Origin of the sequence: Deefgea piscis (genome assembly GCF_019665785.1) — a bacterium.
Taxonomy (GTDB): Bacteria; Pseudomonadota; Gammaproteobacteria; order Burkholderiales; family Chitinibacteraceae; genus Deefgea.
The window spans coordinates 2735987-2753707 of record NZ_CP081149.1; the positions used below are offsets into that span (position 1 = coordinate 2735987).

19 protein-coding genes are annotated in these 17721 nt (G+C 47.0%); 9 read left to right on the forward strand and 10 right to left on the reverse strand.

The window, feature by feature from the left end; translation table 11 throughout:
• The first annotated feature begins 91 nt into the window (after positions 1 to 91).
• The 4 genes from K4H25_RS12725 (at position 92) to K4H25_RS12740 (ending at position 3071) form a co-directional block, all read left to right on the forward strand.
• The gene (locus tag K4H25_RS12725; protein ID WP_221020853.1) at positions 92 to 331 is read left to right on the forward strand and encodes a glycine radical domain-containing protein; all 240 of its coding nucleotides are present in this window, start codon (positions 92 to 94) and stop codon (positions 329 to 331) included.
• Between the two features lie 102 nt (positions 332 to 433).
• Positions 434 to 1234, forward strand: a complete 801-nt coding sequence (gene pflA / locus K4H25_RS12730) for a pyruvate formate-lyase-activating protein (RefSeq protein WP_255587633.1) — start codon at positions 434 to 436, stop codon at positions 1232 to 1234.
• Between the two features lie 123 nt (positions 1235 to 1357).
• Positions 1358 to 2326 carry a DUF808 domain-containing protein gene (locus tag K4H25_RS12735; protein WP_221020854.1) on the forward strand — a complete coding sequence of 323 codons (969 nt, stop codon included), beginning with the start codon at positions 1358 to 1360 and terminating at the stop codon, positions 2324 to 2326.
• A 268-nt stretch (positions 2327 to 2594) separates the two neighbouring features.
• The gene (locus K4H25_RS12740) at positions 2595 to 3071 is read left to right on the forward strand and encodes a super-infection exclusion protein B (protein WP_221020855.1); all 477 of its coding nucleotides are present in this window, start codon (positions 2595 to 2597) and stop codon (positions 3069 to 3071) included.
• A gap of 308 nt (positions 3072 to 3379) precedes the next feature.
• On the opposite strand, the gene K4H25_RS12745 is transcribed toward K4H25_RS12740, so the two are convergent.
• The 10 genes from K4H25_RS12745 to gyrA all read right to left on the reverse strand — a co-directional run bounded on the left by K4H25_RS12745 (position 3380) and on the right by gyrA (position 12289).
• Positions 3380 to 3556, reverse strand: a complete 177-nt coding sequence (locus K4H25_RS12745; RefSeq protein WP_173531898.1) for a DUF3460 family protein — start codon at positions 3554 to 3556, stop codon at positions 3380 to 3382.
• Between the two features lie 203 nt (positions 3557 to 3759).
• Positions 3760 to 4854 carry a histidinol-phosphate transaminase gene (gene hisC / locus K4H25_RS12750; protein ID WP_255587634.1) on the reverse strand — a complete coding sequence of 365 codons (1095 nt, stop codon included), beginning with the start codon at positions 4852 to 4854 and terminating at the stop codon, positions 3760 to 3762.
• 8 nt (positions 4855 to 4862) lie between these two features.
• Positions 4863 to 5516 carry a GNAT family N-acetyltransferase gene (locus K4H25_RS12755; protein WP_221020857.1) on the reverse strand — a complete coding sequence of 218 codons (654 nt, stop codon included), beginning with the start codon at positions 5514 to 5516 and terminating at the stop codon, positions 4863 to 4865.
• On the reverse strand, positions 5501 to 6073 hold the full coding sequence (locus K4H25_RS12760) for an LOG family protein (protein WP_221020858.1): 573 nt from the start codon (positions 6071 to 6073) through the stop codon (positions 5501 to 5503). The genes K4H25_RS12755 and K4H25_RS12760 overlap by 16 nt, the downstream gene beginning before the upstream one ends.
• Before the next feature lie 59 nt (positions 6074 to 6132).
• A complete protein-coding gene (gene pheA, locus K4H25_RS12765; protein WP_221020859.1) occupies positions 6133 to 7206 on the reverse strand; it encodes a prephenate dehydratase in 1074 nt (357 codons plus the stop codon).
• A 59-nt stretch (positions 7207 to 7265) separates the two neighbouring features.
• Positions 7266 to 7466, reverse strand: a complete 201-nt coding sequence (locus K4H25_RS12770; protein WP_221020860.1) for a DUF6677 family protein — start codon at positions 7464 to 7466, stop codon at positions 7266 to 7268.
• A gap of 3 nt (positions 7467 to 7469) precedes the next feature.
• Positions 7470 to 8555: a 3-phosphoserine/phosphohydroxythreonine transaminase gene (gene serC / locus K4H25_RS12775; protein WP_221020861.1), complete on the reverse strand. Its 1086-nt coding sequence runs from the start codon at positions 8553 to 8555 to the stop codon at positions 7470 to 7472.
• Between the two features lie 174 nt (positions 8556 to 8729).
• A complete protein-coding gene (locus K4H25_RS12780; protein WP_221020862.1) occupies positions 8730 to 9146 on the reverse strand; it encodes a PaaI family thioesterase in 417 nt (138 codons plus the stop codon).
• Entirely contained in the window at positions 9146 to 9607 is a 462-nt protein-coding gene (locus K4H25_RS12785) for a PaaI family thioesterase (RefSeq protein WP_173531904.1), read from the reverse strand. Before K4H25_RS12785 ends, K4H25_RS12780 begins: the two co-directional genes overlap by 1 nt.
• Positions 9608 to 9616: 9 nt before the next feature.
• Complete coding sequence (gyrA, locus tag K4H25_RS12790; protein WP_221020863.1) at positions 9617 to 12289, reverse strand: DNA gyrase subunit A; 2673 nt, start codon at positions 12287 to 12289, stop codon at positions 9617 to 9619.
• 363 nt (positions 12290 to 12652) lie between these two features.
• On the opposite strand from gyrA, the gene K4H25_RS12795 reads away from it, so the two are divergent.
• From K4H25_RS12795 to serS, 5 genes are all read left to right on the forward strand, one after another.
• On the forward strand, positions 12653 to 13321 hold the full coding sequence (locus K4H25_RS12795; protein WP_221020864.1) for an OmpA family protein: 669 nt from the start codon (positions 12653 to 12655) through the stop codon (positions 13319 to 13321).
• Between the two features lie 72 nt (positions 13322 to 13393).
• Positions 13394 to 14017, forward strand: a complete 624-nt coding sequence (gene lolA, locus K4H25_RS12800) for an outer membrane lipoprotein periplasmic chaperone LolA (RefSeq protein WP_221020865.1) — start codon at positions 13394 to 13396, stop codon at positions 14015 to 14017.
• Entirely contained in the window at positions 14010 to 15344 is a 1335-nt protein-coding gene (locus K4H25_RS12805; RefSeq protein ID WP_221020866.1) for a replication-associated recombination protein A, read from the forward strand. Before lolA ends, K4H25_RS12805 begins: the two co-directional genes overlap by 8 nt.
• 320 nt (positions 15345 to 15664) lie before the next feature.
• Positions 15665 to 16186 carry a Dps family protein gene (locus K4H25_RS12810; RefSeq protein ID WP_173531909.1) on the forward strand — a complete coding sequence of 174 codons (522 nt, stop codon included), beginning with the start codon at positions 15665 to 15667 and terminating at the stop codon, positions 16184 to 16186.
• A gap of 207 nt (positions 16187 to 16393) precedes the next feature.
• Complete coding sequence (gene serS / locus K4H25_RS12815; protein ID WP_221020867.1) at positions 16394 to 17683, forward strand: serine--tRNA ligase; 1290 nt, start codon at positions 16394 to 16396, stop codon at positions 17681 to 17683.
• Positions 17684 to 17721: the final 38 nt, after the last annotated feature.

Below are 17721 nucleotides of genomic sequence, written 5' to 3' on the forward strand. Positions count from 1 at the left end.
TAGCACTTAAAATCAACATCACGCAGGCACGCTACTTTTAATTCACATTCTTGCAGTTATGAATCATGACAACATCCTAAAGGGTATTGCCATGCAAGCATCAGCTAATCATAGCTACAAGCACATACCTAAGAGGACGGCAATAATGGCTCAATTATTTCATTTGAACATGAATGTTTTAAACAAAGAAACACTCGAAGATGCAATGGCCAACCCAGACAAATACCCACAACTAACCGTGCGCGTATCGGGTTATGCAGTGAACTTTGTTAAACTGACTCGCGAGCAGCAGCTAGACGTAATCAATCGCACTTTCCACGATAAATGCTGATTGAAATCTAGCGCAAACACGGATCGCAAGGCATCGCCTGCGGTCCGTTTTTACATGTAATCGATAAAAACCTTAAAACTAAAAAAACCACTGGAAATCATCATGGCACTCGACAAACCTGCAGGCGAAATCGTCCCTGCCGCCTTTGATGCCGACGGCAATCAATACGGCTATATCCATTCAATTGAAACCGGCGCCGCCGTTGATGGCCCGGGGATGCGCTTTGCGCTATTTGTTAGCGGCTGCCAATTTCGCTGCTTGTACTGCCACAATCCTGACACATGGAAATTACACAACGGCAAGCAATACACTGTCGATGCCATCGTTGCTGAGATTGCCAAATACGCCAGCTTTTTACGCATCGCGGGTGGTCTGACTATTTCTGGCGGCGAGCCTTTGATGCAAGCCCATTTTGTTGGCGAGATTTTCCGCCGAGTCAAAAACGAGCTTAAAGTGCATACGGCACTCGATACCCAAGGCTTTTTGGCGGCGCACTTACCGGATGAATACTTCGACAATATCGACTTAGTACTACTCGACATCAAACAATTTGATCCAATTAAATACGAAGCACTCACAGGCAAGCCGCTACAGCCCACACTGGAATTTGCGGAACGCATGATTCACCTCAAAAAGAAACTGTGGATTCGCTATGTCTTGGTACCCGGCATTAGCGACGATGAGCAAGATGTTGCCGGCCTAGCCAATTACTTAAGTGATCTCAATACCCGAGCACCGGGCTTGATTGAACGCGTGGAAATTTTGCCCTTTCATAAAATGGGCGAAAACAAATGGGTTGATCTGGGCATGAAATACGAACTGACCGACACTCGCCCGCCAAGCCAAGAAATGGTCGAGCGCGTGCGCGCCCAATTTAGCAGCAAAGGCTTATTCTGCTGCTAAGCATGCCGCACTTCCCATCGCCAGCGTTCGCGCTGGCTTTTTTTTGGCCAAAATCAGATCAGTCAATCGAGAATTACGCCAACTTCGGGTATATTAACGCTCAAATTACAGCTGGATTAAACCATGGCCGGAACTAGCCTTTTAGTATTACTCGATGACATCGCCGCAGTGCTCGATGACGTGGCGCTGATGACCAAAGTCGCCGCTAAAAAAACCGCCGGCGTATTAGGTGACGATCTCGCGCTCAATGCCGAACAAGTCTCTGGTGTGCGCGCCGAGCGCGAACTGCCCGTCGTTTGGGCGGTGGCCAAAGGCTCATTCAAAAACAAACTGATTTTGGTGCCTGCTGCACTATTAATTAGCTTTATCGAAGACCAATTGCGCGCCAATGGCATCAATATTCCATTGATTATGCCGCTGTTAATGCTGGGTGGATTGTATTTGTGCTTTGAAGGCTTTGAAAAAATCGCCCACCCTTTTTTGCACACGCACGCTGAAGACGCCGCCGAGCATCAGGCATTGAGCGATGCAGTGAACAACCCTGCAATCGATTTGGTCGCGTTTGAGAAAGAAAAAATCCAAGGTGCAATTCGCACCGACTTTGTGCTTTCAGCAGAAATCATCGTCATCACCCTTGGCACTGTGGCCGCCGTCAGCTTTAGCAGCAAAGTCGCCGTGCTCACCGGCATCGCCATCATCATGACCGTCGGCGTGTATGGTTTGGTCGCCGCCATAGTGAAAATGGACGATGCTGGCCTTTATCTCAGCCAAAAACCCAACGCCAACGCAATTAGCCGCAGCATCGGTCGCTTATTGCTCGCCGGCGCACCGGTCTTAATGCGCGTGTTAGCCGTAGTCGGCACGTTAGCAATGTTTATGGTCGGCGGTGGCATTATCACCCACGGCATTCCGGTCATTCACCACCTCATCGAAGCCGCAGCCCACAGCACCAGTACCCTCCCCGTCATTGGCGGCGTACTGGCCGCATTAGCACCGTCATTTTTAAATGCGATTGCCGGTGTCATCGCTGGGGCAGTGACATTACTCGTTGTGACCATCGTTGGAAAAATACTGGGCGCGTTTAAAAAATAAAATCTTTTGGCTATTTCTTATTTAGCGTTGGTTGATGGCGTTAAATTGCGGATAAGGGATAGCCAGTAATCGGCCGAAGCGGAAATTGAATTTGTTGGCGCTGAACTTGCCAAGTCCAACAATCGCGGTAAACGTTGGGCTGCATTTCATTTAGCCCAACCTACTGGAAAAATACTTCGATTTAAAAAGTAAAGTCATATGACAACGTGTGCTCAATAAATATTTATTTAATCTTTCCCTTTAACCTGACTTTTATACCAGAACAATCATGAATCATCTAAACCTAAATTTAATTAAGAAAATATTTCAATTTTTACTACTATTAGCTAGCATAATTTTCATTATTGCACATTTTGAAATAGACTCAACTCTTTCAAACTGGGTAAAAAAATATAAAACTGAATGTTTGCTTGTTTATTCCGTACTAATTACGGCATCTATTTTCAGTTTAATATCTAATTTATGCGAATGGATTATCTCTATAACTACTGAAAAATTTCAGCTACAACGTTTAGAAAAAATACTAAGAAATCTAAAGCCAGCTGACAAACTAATTCTTAATAATTTCATTACAAACAATGAACGTCAGATCTTTTTGGCTCCTTCAAATCCAAGTATTGATTGGTTACTATCTTGTAAAATATTACATGACACTGGCGAAATTAAATCCGATCAAAAACGTGGATACAGAGTTGCAATATGGGCAAGAGACTACTTATCTAAAAATCCAAATTTACTCTACTAAGTGGTCACGAATAAGGGATTGGAACTTGTAGGAGCTGGCTTGCCAGCGAATGCAATGCTGGCTGAGCAAACTCTATGACGAGTCAAAAGCATTTCTCTTAACTACTTAACATCAGCACCGTAGCTCCGATTAGCGCAGCGTAATCGGAGGAATGGCATGCGTACGATTACGCTACGCTAATCGTACCTACCTATTTCATTGAGCATCTGCTTCGGGTCAAAAACACTCTATTACCAAGCTGCTAAGCCTGTATTACCCAATAACAAAACCGCCTAAATTAGGCGGTTTTGTTATTGCGCTCGAACGATTTATTTATTCACTGTCGATGCATCAATTCGACTGCGTTCATCCAAATTGATGGGTTCTTTATCCCACAATAAAGCGCGGCCGTCGATTTGGCCTTGTTTGAGCTCTGGATTTTTTGCCAAAACATCTTCAATAAAATGGGTGTATTCAGAAACGTAGCAATTATCTTTGCCGAACATGGTGCTCTCCCGAGGTAATTTATTTTGTCGCCATTATAACCGAGGCGATGTTCGGTCGGCAGTTTGATTACAACTTGTCCAAACTCTCTGCGCCAACGCCGCCGCGATTGATGACTGACTGCGTTGTTTTTAAACCGATGCGTTAAATTCATAGGTATTACCAGCTAAGCCATAAAATTTGATAGCTAGCTGGCTATACCCCATCAATCATTCATTGCTTGCTGCAGGACTTCAATAAAACGCGCATTTTCAGCGGGCAAGCCAATCGACACCCGTAGGCTATTGGGCATGCCGTAGCCCGCCAATGGCCGCACAATCACCCCACGTTCGAGCATAAATTGATTGAGCATCCGCGCGTCGCCACAATGGAAAGTCACAAAGTTACCGGCTGACTCAATAAAGCTAATGTCCATTTGGCGAAATGCAGCAGTGATTTGCTGCATACCTTGGTTATTGATCCGAACCGACTCTTGTAAAAAAGCCTCGTCGTCCAGCGCAGCAGTCGCTGCGGCTTGTGCCAAACTATTAACGTTAAACGCTTGGCGAACGCGATTGAGCATATCAATGATTTCAGGGCTGGCTAGCGCAAAACCAACGCGTAAACCCGCCAAACCAAAGGCTTTGGAGAAGGTTCTAACGACGATTAAATTCGGGAATTTTTTTAGCCATTCAATCGAATCACTACGTTTGGCGGCGGGTAAAAACTCGGTATACGCTTCGTCGAGCACCACCAGCACATGGCTTGGGCATAACTCTAAAAATTCAATCAAATCACCCGGGCGCGCCAAGGTACCCGTGGGATTGTTCGGATTAGCAATCCAAACGATTTTAGTGCTGGGCAAAATGGCAGCGCGCATGGCGTCTAAATCATGGCCGTAATCAAGCGCCTTGACGCACAGTCCTGTCGCCCCCATGGCCTGTGTGGCCAAAGGATAGACGGCGAATGCGTATTCGGAGTACACCGCAGTATCACCCGCCTGCAAAAAGGCATGTGAGATCAATTCCAGCACGTCGTTCGAGCCATTGCCCAACACAATTTGCTCGCTGGCTACGTGGTATTTTTCGGCGATTTTAGCTTTGAGCTCAAAGCCATTGCCATCGGGATAGCGCGCTAAGTCAGCGATTGCTTGTTCAACTGCCGCGCGGGCTTTAGGCCCCATGCCCAGTGGGTTCTCGTTCGATGCTAGTTTAACGATTTGGGCGGGATCAAGCCCCATTTCACGCGCCAGTTCAGCAACCGGTTTACCAGGTTGATACGGCGCAATCGCGCGGATATATTCGGGGGCAAGCGTCAACATCGTCATCCTTAGTCGTTCAAGCTATCGGCCGTGGCAAGCTCATGGCCGAGGTTTAATTTTTTTATCATTCGAAAGCTCGCCGGTAGCTTAAACATCGCCAAGCGCTGCACCGTCGATTCAACTAATACTTCAAAGCCATAGCGCTGATAAAAGCGCACCGCTGCCGTATTGGCGCTGTCGACATCCAAATGCAGGCTAAAATAACCCGCTTGGCGAGCCGCCATACAAACTTGCGCCAACATGCGCTCGCCTAAGTGCTGGCGACGACAATCCGGATGCACAGCAATCGTGCGCAAATACCACGCGTTTTTAGGTACATGTGGGAATAAAAAATCCAGCTGCGATTGGCGATCCTGCAAAATTTGTAAGTCGAGCGCTAAAGTACCTAATTCAAACGCATCACTCACTTGCAATTGCGCACCAAAACCTGCCGAATAATGAAACACCAAGGCAATCAGCTCATCGTCGCTATTACGCAACACTTGCGCGTTTCGATAGCTGTAACTGCCGGTTTCAGCTTGCCAAAGTTGCGCTAAATTGAGCACCACCAATTCAGGCGGCAAGGCAAACCAATAGTCATAAAAAGGCGCATCTGACTGATAAATCAGTGCCGCAGCCCGCTTGGCATCACTGGGTAAAGCATGCGTTAAGTTTTCCACCATTCACCTGCGCGACGAGAAGGTTTACTTTGCAATAACTCAATCAGCTCGATGGGATCATTGGCGCACAGCAATTGAGCCGCATCACTGCCACTCACAAAGCCCTCTTCTACCGCTTGTGCCACCATGGTTTGCAATGGCGCAAAATAATTCGCGGTATTGAGTAGACCAACAGGTTTTTCGTGCAGACCGATTTGCCCCCAAGTTAAAATCTCAAATAACTCATCAAACGTACCAAATCCGCCCGGCATGGCAATAAAGCCATCGGCTAATTCCGCCATTCGCGCCTTGCGGGTATGCATCGAATCGACAACTTCTAATTGGCTGCACGCGCCATACCCCAGCTCACGCTCAACCATAAACTGCGGAATCACGCCGATCACCTGACCACCGGCATCTAAACACGCCTCAGCGACAGCGCCCATTAAGCCAACATGACCGCCGCCATACACTAAGGTTAAGCCACGTTCGGCCAAGCCGCGACCTAGTTGTTGCGCTTGGTGACGATAGACTTCTTTGCTACCAAAGCGCGCACCACAAAAAACGACGACTGATTTCATGACATACCTACTTAGCGGATTGAAATTGACGGTACTACACTACGACGCCAACATCACCATTAAATGACAGCTTGCGGGTATGAGCCCAAGACTTTGACAAATGCCGCTACGTCTTGCAAATCTTTTAACGCCGCTTGCAATGGCACGTCATCGATAAAGCCATCGACATCGGCAAAAAATACATATTCCCACAGGCCGGTTCGACTTGGGCGCGATTCAAATTTACTCATCGAAACGCCATTTCTGGCTAGCGGCTCCACCAAGGTATGCAAAGCACCAGGACGATTAGGCGCTGAAATCACCAACGATGTTTTGTCTTTACCTGAGCGCGCAGCTTGCTGATAACCCAGCACCAAGAATCGGGTGGTGTTATTCGGTTCGTCTTCAATATTGACAGCGAGTTTATTCAGGGCGAACTTCTCCGCAGCCGAATCACCCGCAATCGCCGCGCTGCTTGGGTCTAAGCTGGCTAAACGCGCACCTTCGGCATTACTGGCCACCGAAATACGCTCGACCTCATCACCCAAATGTTTATTAAGCCATTCATGGCATTGCGCCAAGCTTTGTGCGTGCGAATACACCCGCTTAATGCTCACCATATCGGGCGTTTGTCGCAAGAAATGATGATGAATCCGTAGCACCACCTCACCACAGATTTGCAGTGGTGTAGTCACCATTAAATCCAGCGTGCGGCCGACAGCACCTTCGGTCGAGTTTTCCACTGGCGCAACGACATAATCCGCACCGCGCGCTTCAACCACGCGAAACGCTTCGTCAATTGAAGCGCATGCCAAGGTGGATGCCGCATGGCCAAAGTGCTTAATCGCTGCCGCTTGAGTAAATGTGCCCTCTGGCCCCAAAAAGGCGATGGTTAATGGGCGTTCAAGTGCCAAGCACGCCGACATGATTTCACGGAATAAGCGTGCGCAGGTTTCACCCGACAACGGCCCCGGATTGGTTTCTTTAATGCGCGTGAGCACTTGCGCTTCGCGTTCTGGGCGGTAAACCACGCCGCTGCCTTTAATTTCGCCTATTGTGCGGGCATGCTGGGCACGTTGATTGATCAAAGCGAGAATTTGCTGATCAATCGCATCAATTGCATCACGGTGTTGTTTTAACAAATGATCTGACATGTCTAAAGCTCAGTAAGAGTGATTTAAAGCCTTCAGCGCGCCGCGCTTTAGCTGGCATTTTATTCAGGTTTAAAGCGTGCGGCGTCAATAATCGACCAAAAATGAATGATCCAACCGAGCAAAATAAACCAAAGTATCGCCGCTGCAACAAACATCAGCGCCGCCTTTAATACCCGACCTTGTAACAACTGCCCCAAGCCGGGAATAAAAAAACTGGCTAATGCGGCAAGTACATTGCCGCCAGAACCTGGACCCGCCATCGATTAACCCTTCATCTTTGCAAATTCATTCATATAGTCGGCCAACGCTTGGCAGCCGGCCAATGGCATGGCGTTATAAATCGAAGCACGCATGCCGCCCACCGAGCGATGCCCTTTAAGCTGTAATAAATGCCGTGCTTCGGCCCCTTCGAGGAAGGCTTGATCGAGCTGTTGATCGGCCAAAGTAAACGGGATATTCATTCGCGAACGATTCGCCAACGCCGTTGGGCAATGGTAGAAGCCATTGGATGCATCAATCGCCGCGTAAATCACATTGGCTTTCTCGATGTTTTTCGCCTCCATCGCCGCCACGCCACCCTGCTGCAACACGTGCTTGTAGACCAAGCCCGCCACGTAAATACCAAACGACGGTGGCGTGTTATACATCGAGCCGTTATCGGCATACGATTTGTAATTGAGCATCGTAGGTGTATCGCTGCGCGCCTTGCCCAGCAAGTCGCTGCGAACGATACTCACCGCCACACCGGATGGTCCCATGTTTTTTTGCGCGCCAGCATAAATCATTCCGAACTGGCTCACATCGAACGGACGCGACAAAATATTGCTCGACATATCACAAATCAGCGGCACGCCATTGGCTTGCGGAATGTGATTGAACTCAACGCCGCCGATGGTTTCATTGCTGCAGTAATGCAAAAACGCGGCATCCGGCGTGCGCTGCCAAGACGATTCATCTGGCACATAGCTAAAGTTTTTATCTTCACTGCTGGCGACAATATTCACGTTGGCGTAGCGGCTCACTTCTTTAATCGCCACTTTTGACCAATGACCCGTATTTACAAAATCCACCGTACTGCCAACAGGAGCGAAATTGAGCGGCAACATCGCAAATTGCAAATGCGCCCCGCCTTGTAAAAACAGTACTTTGTAGTTTTCAGGAATCGCCATCAGCGTACGCAAATCCGCTTCGGCTTCAGCCAAAATTTGCCCAAATTCAGGCCCGCGATGGCTCATTTCCATCACGCTCATGCCCGAACCATGCCAATCGAGCATTTCGGCTTGGACTTGCAGCAGCACTTCATGCGGTAAAACCGCAGGGCCAGAGGAAAAATTAAACACTTGCGTCATGGGTATTCTCTTAAAACATGAATAACGAAATGATTGAGGCTAGCAAAAGCGCGGCAAAACCAAATCACTTCATTGGAACATCGTCGCGGTTTTGTATTCTGCTGCCAGCCCAAATAAGCACACCAAGATATTTTGCGCTGAACTTTGAAAAGACTCGTGGTGAGTGTTAGCCGATTAGCTCAACAAGAAATGCGCCCGCGCCGTGGCGACAGGTTTGGATTCATCCTCTTGCCATGCGGTCATTAATACATTGGCCACCCGCTTGCCTTGGCGAACAATTTCGCAACGCGCGTGTAAATCCAGTGCTTTGGCCGAACGCAAATAATCAATCGAAAAGTCGATAACGCGGGGAATGCCATCGCTTTCTTGCGCCCACATTAAATGAAGTACGGCGGCGTTTTCTAAAAAGCCACCGATGACACCGCCATGAATGGCAGGTAAAAGCACATTGCCGATATTGTGTTCAACAAAGGGAAGATAAAACTCAGGCTGTCCATTTTTTTCAATGGCTTGAATCCCTAGCAATTTGGCATAGGGTATTTGATCCAAGGCTTTATTTAGACTATCGAAGCAAGCAATACCCTCAGCCATTATGCAGACTCCTTGGTGATTGCCATCCGCGCAAAAGTAGACACTGAATGCGCAATCGGCTTATCAGGGTCGGCCTGATACGCCGTTGCCCGCATGAATGCAATCGACTCAGTCAGGCGATAGCATTCTGCAGTGCAATACAGCGGTAAGTCGGGCTTAGCTGGCCGCAGGTAATCGATACGTAAATCGAGCGTTGCTGCAGCCTCTGGTTGATCGAGCAAGGTATATAGCGAAATGCCACTGGCGGTATCAATCAAAGAAGTGACCACGCCGCCATGCAAAACGCGCGTTTCGGGGTTGCCGATCAGCGTGTCTTTAAATGGCAATTTCAGCGTTACTTTACCGCGTCCTGCGGTAACCAATTCCAAGCCTAATGTTTTGCAATGCGGTAACGCCATAAACCATGGCGCAACTTGGTCAAAAAACTCAGGTACTGCAACAGGTAACCACAGTCCGTTCATCGCTGGCCTTTATTCGCTAGGGGTTGCTGGATCAATATCGACTACGTCGGTTGGTGCCACTGCAGCATCTGCTGCAATACCTTCTATTGCGTCAGCACCCTCTTCAATCAACTCAGATTCATCACCTTCTGGTTCATCCACTTCGGCGACTTTTTCTAAGCCAGATAAATGCTCACCTTCATCCAGATTAATCAAACGAACGCCTTGTGCCGAGCGGCCCGTTTCACGAATTTGATTGACCTTAGTGCGGATCAATACGCCACCCGTGGTGATTAACATGACGTCATCCGATTCTTCAACCAGACTTGCGGCAACCAGTTTCAAGCCGGTTTTGTCGGTCAAGTCCATCGCAATCACGCCTTGCGTACCTCGGCTGGTATGACGGAAGTCGCCCACCGGAGTGCGTTTACCATAACCACCATCACTGGCCGTCAACACCATCTGCTCGTCTGAATTAGCGACTAAGAGCGAAATGACTTTTTGTCCTTCAGCCAATCGCATCCCACGCACACCAGCGGCAGTTCGGCCCATGGCGCGAACATCACCCTCGGCAAAGCGCACCGATTTACCGGCATCAGAGAACAACATCACTTGATCTTCACCGTGCGTAAGCGCCACACCAACCAAGTAGTTACCTTCATCCAGGTTGATAGCAATAATGCCATTACGTTTCGGACGAGAGAAGTCAGCCAATGAGGTTTTCTTCACCGTACCGTCAGCCGTTGCCATAAAGATATATTGATCTTCTACGAACTCTTTAACTGGCAAGATGGCGTTGATTTTTTCGCCCTCTTCTAGTGGCAACAGGTTCACAATCGGCTTGCCACGGCTGGTACGACCACCTTGTGGCAATTCATAGACTTTGAGCCAATACACGCGACCGCGTGAGCTAAAGCACAAGATGTAATCATGCGTGTTGGCAACAAATAGACTGTCAATAAAATCATCGTCTTTGGTTGCTGCCGCTTGCTTGCCACGACCACCGCGTTTTTGTGAGCGATATTCATCTACCGCAGTGGCTTTCATATAGCCACCATGCGTCAGCGTCACCACCATGTCTTGCGGGGTAATTAAGTCTTCCAAACAGATATCTTCGCCATGCGCGATAATTTCTGAGCGACGGGCATCGCCATAATTGGCTTTAACTTCCAGCATTTCATTGCGAATGATTTCAGTCACACGCTCTGAGCGCGCCAAGATATCGAGTAAATCAAGGATTTTTTCAACCACTTCTTTATATTCAGAAATGATTTTGTCTTGCTCAAGCCCAGTTAAACGCTGTAAACGCAGCTCCAAAATCGCTTGCGCTTGCACATCAGAAAGACGGTAACCGTCATCAGACAAACCGAAGCATTCGAGTAGGCCTTCTGGGCGTGATGCATTGGCATCAGCACGTGCCAGCATTTCACCGACTAAGCCCGATTTCCAAACGCGGCTCATCAAGCCAGTTTTGGCTTCCGCTGGCGTTGGCGCGGCTTTAATCATCGCGATGATTTCGTCCACATTGGACAATGCAACCGCCAAACCTTCAAGCACATGACCACGATCACGCGCTTTACGCAGTTCAAATACGGTACGGCGAGTCACCACTTCACGGCGATGCTTTAAGAAGCACTCTAAAACTTGCTTTAAGTTCAATAACCGCGGCTGACCATCAACCAGCGCCACCATATTGATACCAAAGCTATCTTGCAGCTGGGTGTGTTTGTAGAGGTTATTAAGCACCACATCGGCCATTTCACCGCGTTTGAGCTCAATCGCTACTCGCATACCCGATTTGTCTGACTCGTCACGTAGGTCAGAAATACCTTCGATGGTTTTTTCGCGAACCAATTCGGCGATACGTTCTAATAGACGCGCTTTATTGACTTGGTACGGTAGCTCATCGACGATAATGGCTTGACGATCACCATTTTTACCGCATTCTTCAAAATGGGTCCGAGCACGCATCACGACGCGGCCACGGCCAGTGCGATAGCCTTCACGCACGCCGTGAATACCGTAAATAATACCGGCAGTTGGGAAGTCTGGCGCTGGAATGTAATCAATCAACTCATCAATCGTTAGCTCGCTATTATCGAGCAAGGCCAGACTGGCATCGATTACTTCATTGATATTGTGCGGCGGAATATTGGTCGCCATACCCACCGCAATCCCTGACGAGCCATTCACTAATAAATTAGGAATACGCGTAGGAAGAACGGTTGGTTCAAGTTCTTTTTCATCATAGTTTGGCGTGAAATCGACGGTTTCTTTATCGATATCGGCCAAAAGTTCACTTGATATTTTTTGCAAACGACATTCGGTATATCGATAGGCCGCCGCGCGGTCTCCATCAATCGAACCGAAGTTACCCTGACCATCGATCAAGGTGTAGCGCAAGGAGAAGCCTTGCGCCATCCGCACCAATGCTTCATAGGCAGCAAAATCGCCATGTGGGTGATATTTACCCAACACATCACCAATCACGCGAGCACATTTAACGTAAGGGCGATTCCACACATTACTACTTTCGTGCATCGCAAATAAAATACGACGGTGAACGGGTTTTAAACCATCGCGTACATCAGGCAGCGCTCGTCCTACGATAACGCTCATGGCGTAATCGAGATAGGAATGGCGCATTTCCTCTTCGAGGCTGACGGGGATCGTTTCTTTGGCAAAGCTGAATTGTTCGTGCATTGATAAGGCCGGTTAGTGAAAAACGTAGGGACTATCAAAGCCAACACTAAATCTGAATTCAGTGTGGCGAAATTTTAACTGTCTTTTGGAAACTTGGTTACAAATAAACACTGACTAGTCACGTTTAACTATTCTATAGTTAACATCAAGTTTACCACGTGGATGCCTCTGATCCAATTTTTGCGTAAATGATGCAGTATTACATTGTGCAATATTACAAAATCTTTAAGATTGCGCCACCGCAAGCATTTTATTTGCGTCAAAATTACCTAAGACAGTAGAATAGGTACTGGTACAGTATTATGGTTTACTATAACCAATAGTAAGTTACATTCATTTTTGATTTATAAACGGGGAATCCACATGCTGACAATCAAGCAAACTCTGACATCATTCGCTATCGTTGCTGCATTTGCTGCCGCTGGCGCTCAAGCTGCTACTGAAATCTACGTAACTAATAGCACCAACGTTTCTGAAGCAAACCCAGAAGGCGCTGTAAAGATTTCTGATGGTACTTGTGTACAAACTGGCTCTTGGACTGCAGAAGCAGCTAAGAGTGTTAAAGGTTGCCAAGGTTACGTGGCTCCAGTTGCACCTAAAGCTGCTGTTGCTCCAGTTGTTCCAGCTCCAGTTAAAACAACTAAAACTTTCGAATTGAAAGCGGATTACTTGTTTGATTTCAACAAATCTACGTTGAAACCAGCTGGTAAAGATGCATTGGATGCGCTGTTTACTGAAGTTCAAGCAATGGATCCTAAAGATGGTACTGCGACTGTAGTTGGTTACACTGACCGCATCGGTTCAGACAAATACAACATGGTTCTATCTGAAAAACGTGCAAACACTGTACGTGACTACCTCTTGAGCAAAGGCGCTCCAGCAGACAAAGTAACTGCAATCGGTAAAGGTAAAGCTGATCCAGTAACTGGCGACACTTGCCAACAAAAAAATCGCGCTAAATTGATCGAGTGCTTGGCACCAGATCGTCGCGTTGTTGTTGAAATCACTGGCACTCAAGTTGTTGTTAAGTAATTAGCATTCAACAATACTAAGCCCCGCCTCGGCGGGGCTTTTTTATTATTCAAACGGATAAGCGATTCGATAATGAACAAACTACTTCAGCTCGTTTTAGTGGGAATAATCACTCTATTCCTTACATCTAAACCGGCTTTTGCTGATAACGTATCAAAAATACAACAATACCTCAGCGGTACAATGTCACTAAACGCTCGCTTTACTCAAGAAGTAATCTCTAAAAACAATAAAACCCAAACCTCAAGTGGGCAACTTAGCTTACTGCGTCCAGGCAAGTTTCGCTGGATCTACGAAAAGCCCTATCCACAAGAAATCATCAGCGATGGTAAACAAGTTTGGCTCTACGATGCCGACTTAGCACAAGTAACGATAAAACCAGTGAGCAAAGCCCTTGAGGCAAGTCCTGCTGCAATTTTGGCAGGCGACAACAAACTGGAAACCAATTTCAATATCAAAAATTTACCTAGCCGTGCGGGACTAGATTGGATTGAATTAATCCCTAAGCAAAATGACAGTAGTTTTGCTCGAATTCGGATTGGCTTTAGCGACAACAATCTCAATCTATTAGAATTAGATGATCATTTTGGTCAAACCACTAAAATACAGCTCAAGCAAATCATTCGAAACCAAGCGATAGATAGCAAACAGTTTAATTTCATCCCACCCAACGGGAGCGATATCATTCGTGAGTGATCTTTTTACCCGCAAACCGATACAACCCCTTGCTGAAATATTGCGCCCCAAGTCAATTGACGCCATTGTTGGGCAACAGCACTTACTCGCACCAGGCAAACCCCTTGCCCTTGCTCTCGCTGGAGGAAAAGCGCACTCAATGATTTTTTGGGGGCCACCTGGGGTCGGAAAAACCACCTTGGCTCGTTTATTGGCCGACGCCTTCGATTGCGAACTCATTGCACTCTCTGCTGTTTTTTCTGGTGTAAAAGACATTCGCCTAGCAATGGACGAAGCTGAACGAAATCAGAAAATCAACCGTCAAACTATTTTGTTTGTTGACGAAGTGCATCGCTTTAATAAATCGCAGCAAGATGCATTTTTACCGTTTGTTGAGTCGGGGCTGATCACTTTCATTGGTGCGACAACTGAAAACCCCTCATTTGAAGTCAATGCGGCATTACTTTCTCGCGCCCAAGTTTATGTTTTAAATCCGCTCAATGCACATGAACTAACGCAACTCATAGAAAGAGCCCAATCACACCTTACTCCCGCACTCACGCTCAGCGCAGATGCACTTCCCGTTCTAGTTGACCTTGCTGATGGCGATGGACGACGCTTACTTAATTTATTTGAACAAGCCAGCCAAGCCGCTCACACCTGTAACAGAACAGACATAGACGCAGCATTTTTAAGCGAAGTGCTTAGCATAGGCAGCCGTCGTTTCGATAAAAACGGCGATCATTTTTATGATCAGATTTCAGCCTTACATAAATCGGTAAGGGGCTCTAACCCTGATGGCGCACTCTACTGGCTAAGCCGAATGCTCGACGGTGGAGCAGATGCAAAATACTTAGCGCGCCGGATTGTACGCATGGCTTGGGAAGACATCGGACTTGCCGACCCTCGTGCAATGCAAATTGCCAACGATGCTGCCACAACATATGAAAGATTGGGCTCGCCAGAAGGTGAATTAGCCCTCGCTCAGGCGGTCATCTATTTAGCAGTTGCACCAAAATCCAACGCAGGCTATCTCGCCTTCAAAGCAGCAAAGTCACTCGTCAAGCAAGACAAGTCTCGCGAAGTACCTTTGCACTTGCGTAATGCACCAACCCCATTAATGGCAAAGCTAGGACATGGCCACGAATATCGCTACGCACATGACGAAGATGAAGCCTATGCTGCAGGCGAAACCTATCTACCTGATGGCCTTGAAAAAATACAATTTTATCAGCCTAGCCCGCGAGGCCTAGAACAAAAAATAAGCACCAAGATGGCGCATCTTGCTGAGCTTGATGCAATCTGGTTAGAACAAAATAGGACCGCAAAAAAACCATCCGATACATAGATTGGCCCATTCACTCTGTTCAAACTTGCTTAACGTCTATTCATGGCTATATTTATTTGCACATAAAACATTCTAGAAATAGGCAAGAAACAATAAAGTAGTGCATTCAATTTTGAACAACAAAAGCAAATGCAAGCATTAGAAAACAAGACCTAGATCTTGTTAATTGTTGCCTAGTAACTACGGGTCCGCTGCTGTAAATTTCAATACGTGTAAGTACTGAACTGTAAATTGTTTTGCCGTTTTATATCCTTTGTACTGATTCATTCGTAAATTTTGCGTCAGTACTTTTCTAAAAATGAAAGTGGAAGGTAAATATTATGAGCACAGCTGAACGCAATGGTGAACGCGCACTAGTAGCGCCATTAGCAACTCCGACCGATCTTGGCGCAGATGCCACCCGCGACATCACAGCGGCCATGAACTTAATCTTGGCCGATGTTTTTGCACTTTATTTAAAAACCAAAAATTTTCATTGGCATGTAAGTGGACCACACTTTCGTGATTGCCATCTAATGCTCGACGAGCAAGGTGACGAACTCTATGCAATGACTGATCCAATTGCTGAGCGCGTACGAAAAGTTGGCGGACGTACACTCACTTCGATCGGGCATATTGCACGTACTCAGCGCGTTCTAGATAACGATGCTGAATATGTACAACCACTGGATATGCTTGCCGAACTTTGTGACGACAGTAAAAATCTAGTCGCTCGCATGCGAGAAGCACATAGCGTTTGTGATGAATACAACGATACCGCTACCGCTAGCATGCTCGAAGAATGGATTGATCAAGCAGAACGGCGTACTTGGTTTCTATTTGAATCAAGTCGCCGAGGCTAACCCCCTCTCAACACATTGAATCGTCATATAACAATCAAAGCGGCATCAGTAACAATCTGGCGCCGCTTTTTTATTGCATAACAAATAATCAATACATATATCGCACACACAGCCAAACACCGTAAATATAGCAAAATCACGCAATAGGCTTCGAGCCAAGCATGCCTTGGTGTAAAATCAGCTAACCCTATTTCAGTGATAAATAAAATGCTCGACATCCAACTTTTACGAACCGACCTCGCCGCAGTCACCGCTCGCTTAGCTGAACGAAAGTTCGTACTTGACGCGGCCACATTCCAAAAACTAGAAGATGAGCGAAAAGTCTTGCAAACTCAAATGCAAGATTTGCAAGCCAAACGCAACGCCTCATCCAAGCAAATTGGTGCGGCCAAAGCCAAAGGTGAAGACGTCAGCATCATCATGGCAGAAGTCGCGAGTCTGGGTGACGAGCTAAAAGCAGCAGAGTCGGCCTTCGCCCAACTCGCTGAACAACTCAATACATTACTACAATTGATTCCAAACTTGCCCAATGAATCAGTTCCCGCCGGTAAAGATGAAACCGACAATGTTGAAGTGAGTCGCTGGGGAACGCCGCGCGCATTTAATTTCGAAATTAAAGACCATGTTGATTTAGGTGCACCATTGGGCCTCGATTTCGAAACCGGCGCAAAATTATCTGGTAGTCGCTTTAGTTTGCTTCGTGGCTCAGTTGCTAAACTTCATCGCGCCCTCGCGCAATTCATGCTAAATACGCACAGCAATGAACATGGTTACGAAGAAATGTACACGCCCTACATCGTTAACGATTCGGCGCTCTTTGGCACGGGTCAACTCCCAAAATTTGCCGAGGACATGTTCAAAGTCACTCGCGGTGGTGATGAAGACGGCAATGTAGACCAATACCTGATCTCAACCTCTGAGATTACCTTAACCAATACCGTCGCTGGCGATATGCTCAAAGCTGAGCAGCTACCAATTAAACTGACCGCCCACTCGCCTTGCTTTCGCTCAGAGGCTGGCTCTTACGGCCGTGACGTCCGTGGTTTGATTCGCCAGCACCAATTTGACAAAGTAGAAATGGTACAAATTGTTCATCCAGATCATTCTGATGATGCCCTTGAAGAACTCGTAGGTCATGCAGAAAAAATCTTGCAACTACTCGAACTACCCTACAGAAAAGTATTACTTTGCACTGGAGATATGGGCTTTAGCAGCCAAAAAACCTATGATTTAGAGGTTTGGCTGCCTGCACAAAATACCTTTAGAGAAATCTCAAGCTGCTCAAATATGGGCGCATTTCAAGCTCGCCGCATGCAAACACGCTTTAAAAATGAGCAAGGCAAAAATGAACTAGTCCATACCTTAAATGGCTCTGGTCTGGCAGTCGGTCGCACTTTAGTCGCCGTACTTGAAAACTACCAAAATGCAGATGGATCAATTACCGTACCTGCAGTGCTTCGCCCTTACCTTGGTGGTCGTGAGCTACTGAGCGCCTGAATTAATTAAGGAATTACACAAAAGCGCACGTTTACGTG

Bases quoted from the DNA above. Each gene is read 5' to 3' on its own strand.
- K4H25_RS12725 (WP_221020853.1), top strand. From the start codon at position 92: ATGCAAGCATCAGCTAATCATAGCTACAAGCACATACCTAAGAGGACG.
- pflA (WP_255587633.1), top strand. From the start codon at position 434: ATGGCACTCGACAAACCTGCAGGCGAAATCGTCCCTGCCGCCTTTGAT.
- K4H25_RS12735 (WP_221020854.1), top strand. From the start codon at position 1,358: ATGGCCGGAACTAGCCTTTTAGTATTACTCGATGACATCGCCGCAGTG.
- K4H25_RS12740 (WP_221020855.1), top strand. From the start codon at position 2,595: ATGAATCATCTAAACCTAAATTTAATTAAGAAAATATTTCAATTTTTA.
- K4H25_RS12745 (WP_173531898.1), bottom strand. From the start codon at position 3,556: ATGTTCGGCAAAGATAATTGCTACGTTTCTGAATACACCCATTTTATT.
- hisC (WP_255587634.1), bottom strand. From the start codon at position 4,854: ATGTTGACGCTTGCCCCCGAATATATCCGCGCGATTGCGCCGTATCAA.
- K4H25_RS12755 (WP_221020857.1), bottom strand. From the start codon at position 5,516: ATGGTGGAAAACTTAACGCATGCTTTACCCAGTGATGCCAAGCGGGCT.
- K4H25_RS12760 (WP_221020858.1), bottom strand. From the start codon at position 6,073: ATGAAATCAGTCGTCGTTTTTTGTGGTGCGCGCTTTGGTAGCAAAGAA.
- pheA (WP_221020859.1), bottom strand. From the start codon at position 7,206: ATGTCAGATCATTTGTTAAAACAACACCGTGATGCAATTGATGCGATT.
- K4H25_RS12770 (WP_221020860.1), bottom strand. From the start codon at position 7,466: ATGGCGGGTCCAGGTTCTGGCGGCAATGTACTTGCCGCATTAGCCAGT.
- serC (WP_221020861.1), bottom strand. From the start codon at position 8,555: ATGACGCAAGTGTTTAATTTTTCCTCTGGCCCTGCGGTTTTACCGCAT.
- K4H25_RS12780 (WP_221020862.1), bottom strand. From the start codon at position 9,146: ATGGCTGAGGGTATTGCTTGCTTCGATAGTCTAAATAAAGCCTTGGAT.
- K4H25_RS12785 (WP_173531904.1), bottom strand. From the start codon at position 9,607: ATGAACGGACTGTGGTTACCTGTTGCAGTACCTGAGTTTTTTGACCAA.
- gyrA (WP_221020863.1), bottom strand. From the start codon at position 12,289: ATGCACGAACAATTCAGCTTTGCCAAAGAAACGATCCCCGTCAGCCTC.
- K4H25_RS12795 (WP_221020864.1), top strand. From the start codon at position 12,653: ATGCTGACAATCAAGCAAACTCTGACATCATTCGCTATCGTTGCTGCA.
- lolA (WP_221020865.1), top strand. From the start codon at position 13,394: ATGAACAAACTACTTCAGCTCGTTTTAGTGGGAATAATCACTCTATTC.
- K4H25_RS12810 (WP_173531909.1), top strand. From the start codon at position 15,665: ATGAGCACAGCTGAACGCAATGGTGAACGCGCACTAGTAGCGCCATTA.
- serS (WP_221020867.1), top strand. From the start codon at position 16,394: ATGCTCGACATCCAACTTTTACGAACCGACCTCGCCGCAGTCACCGCT.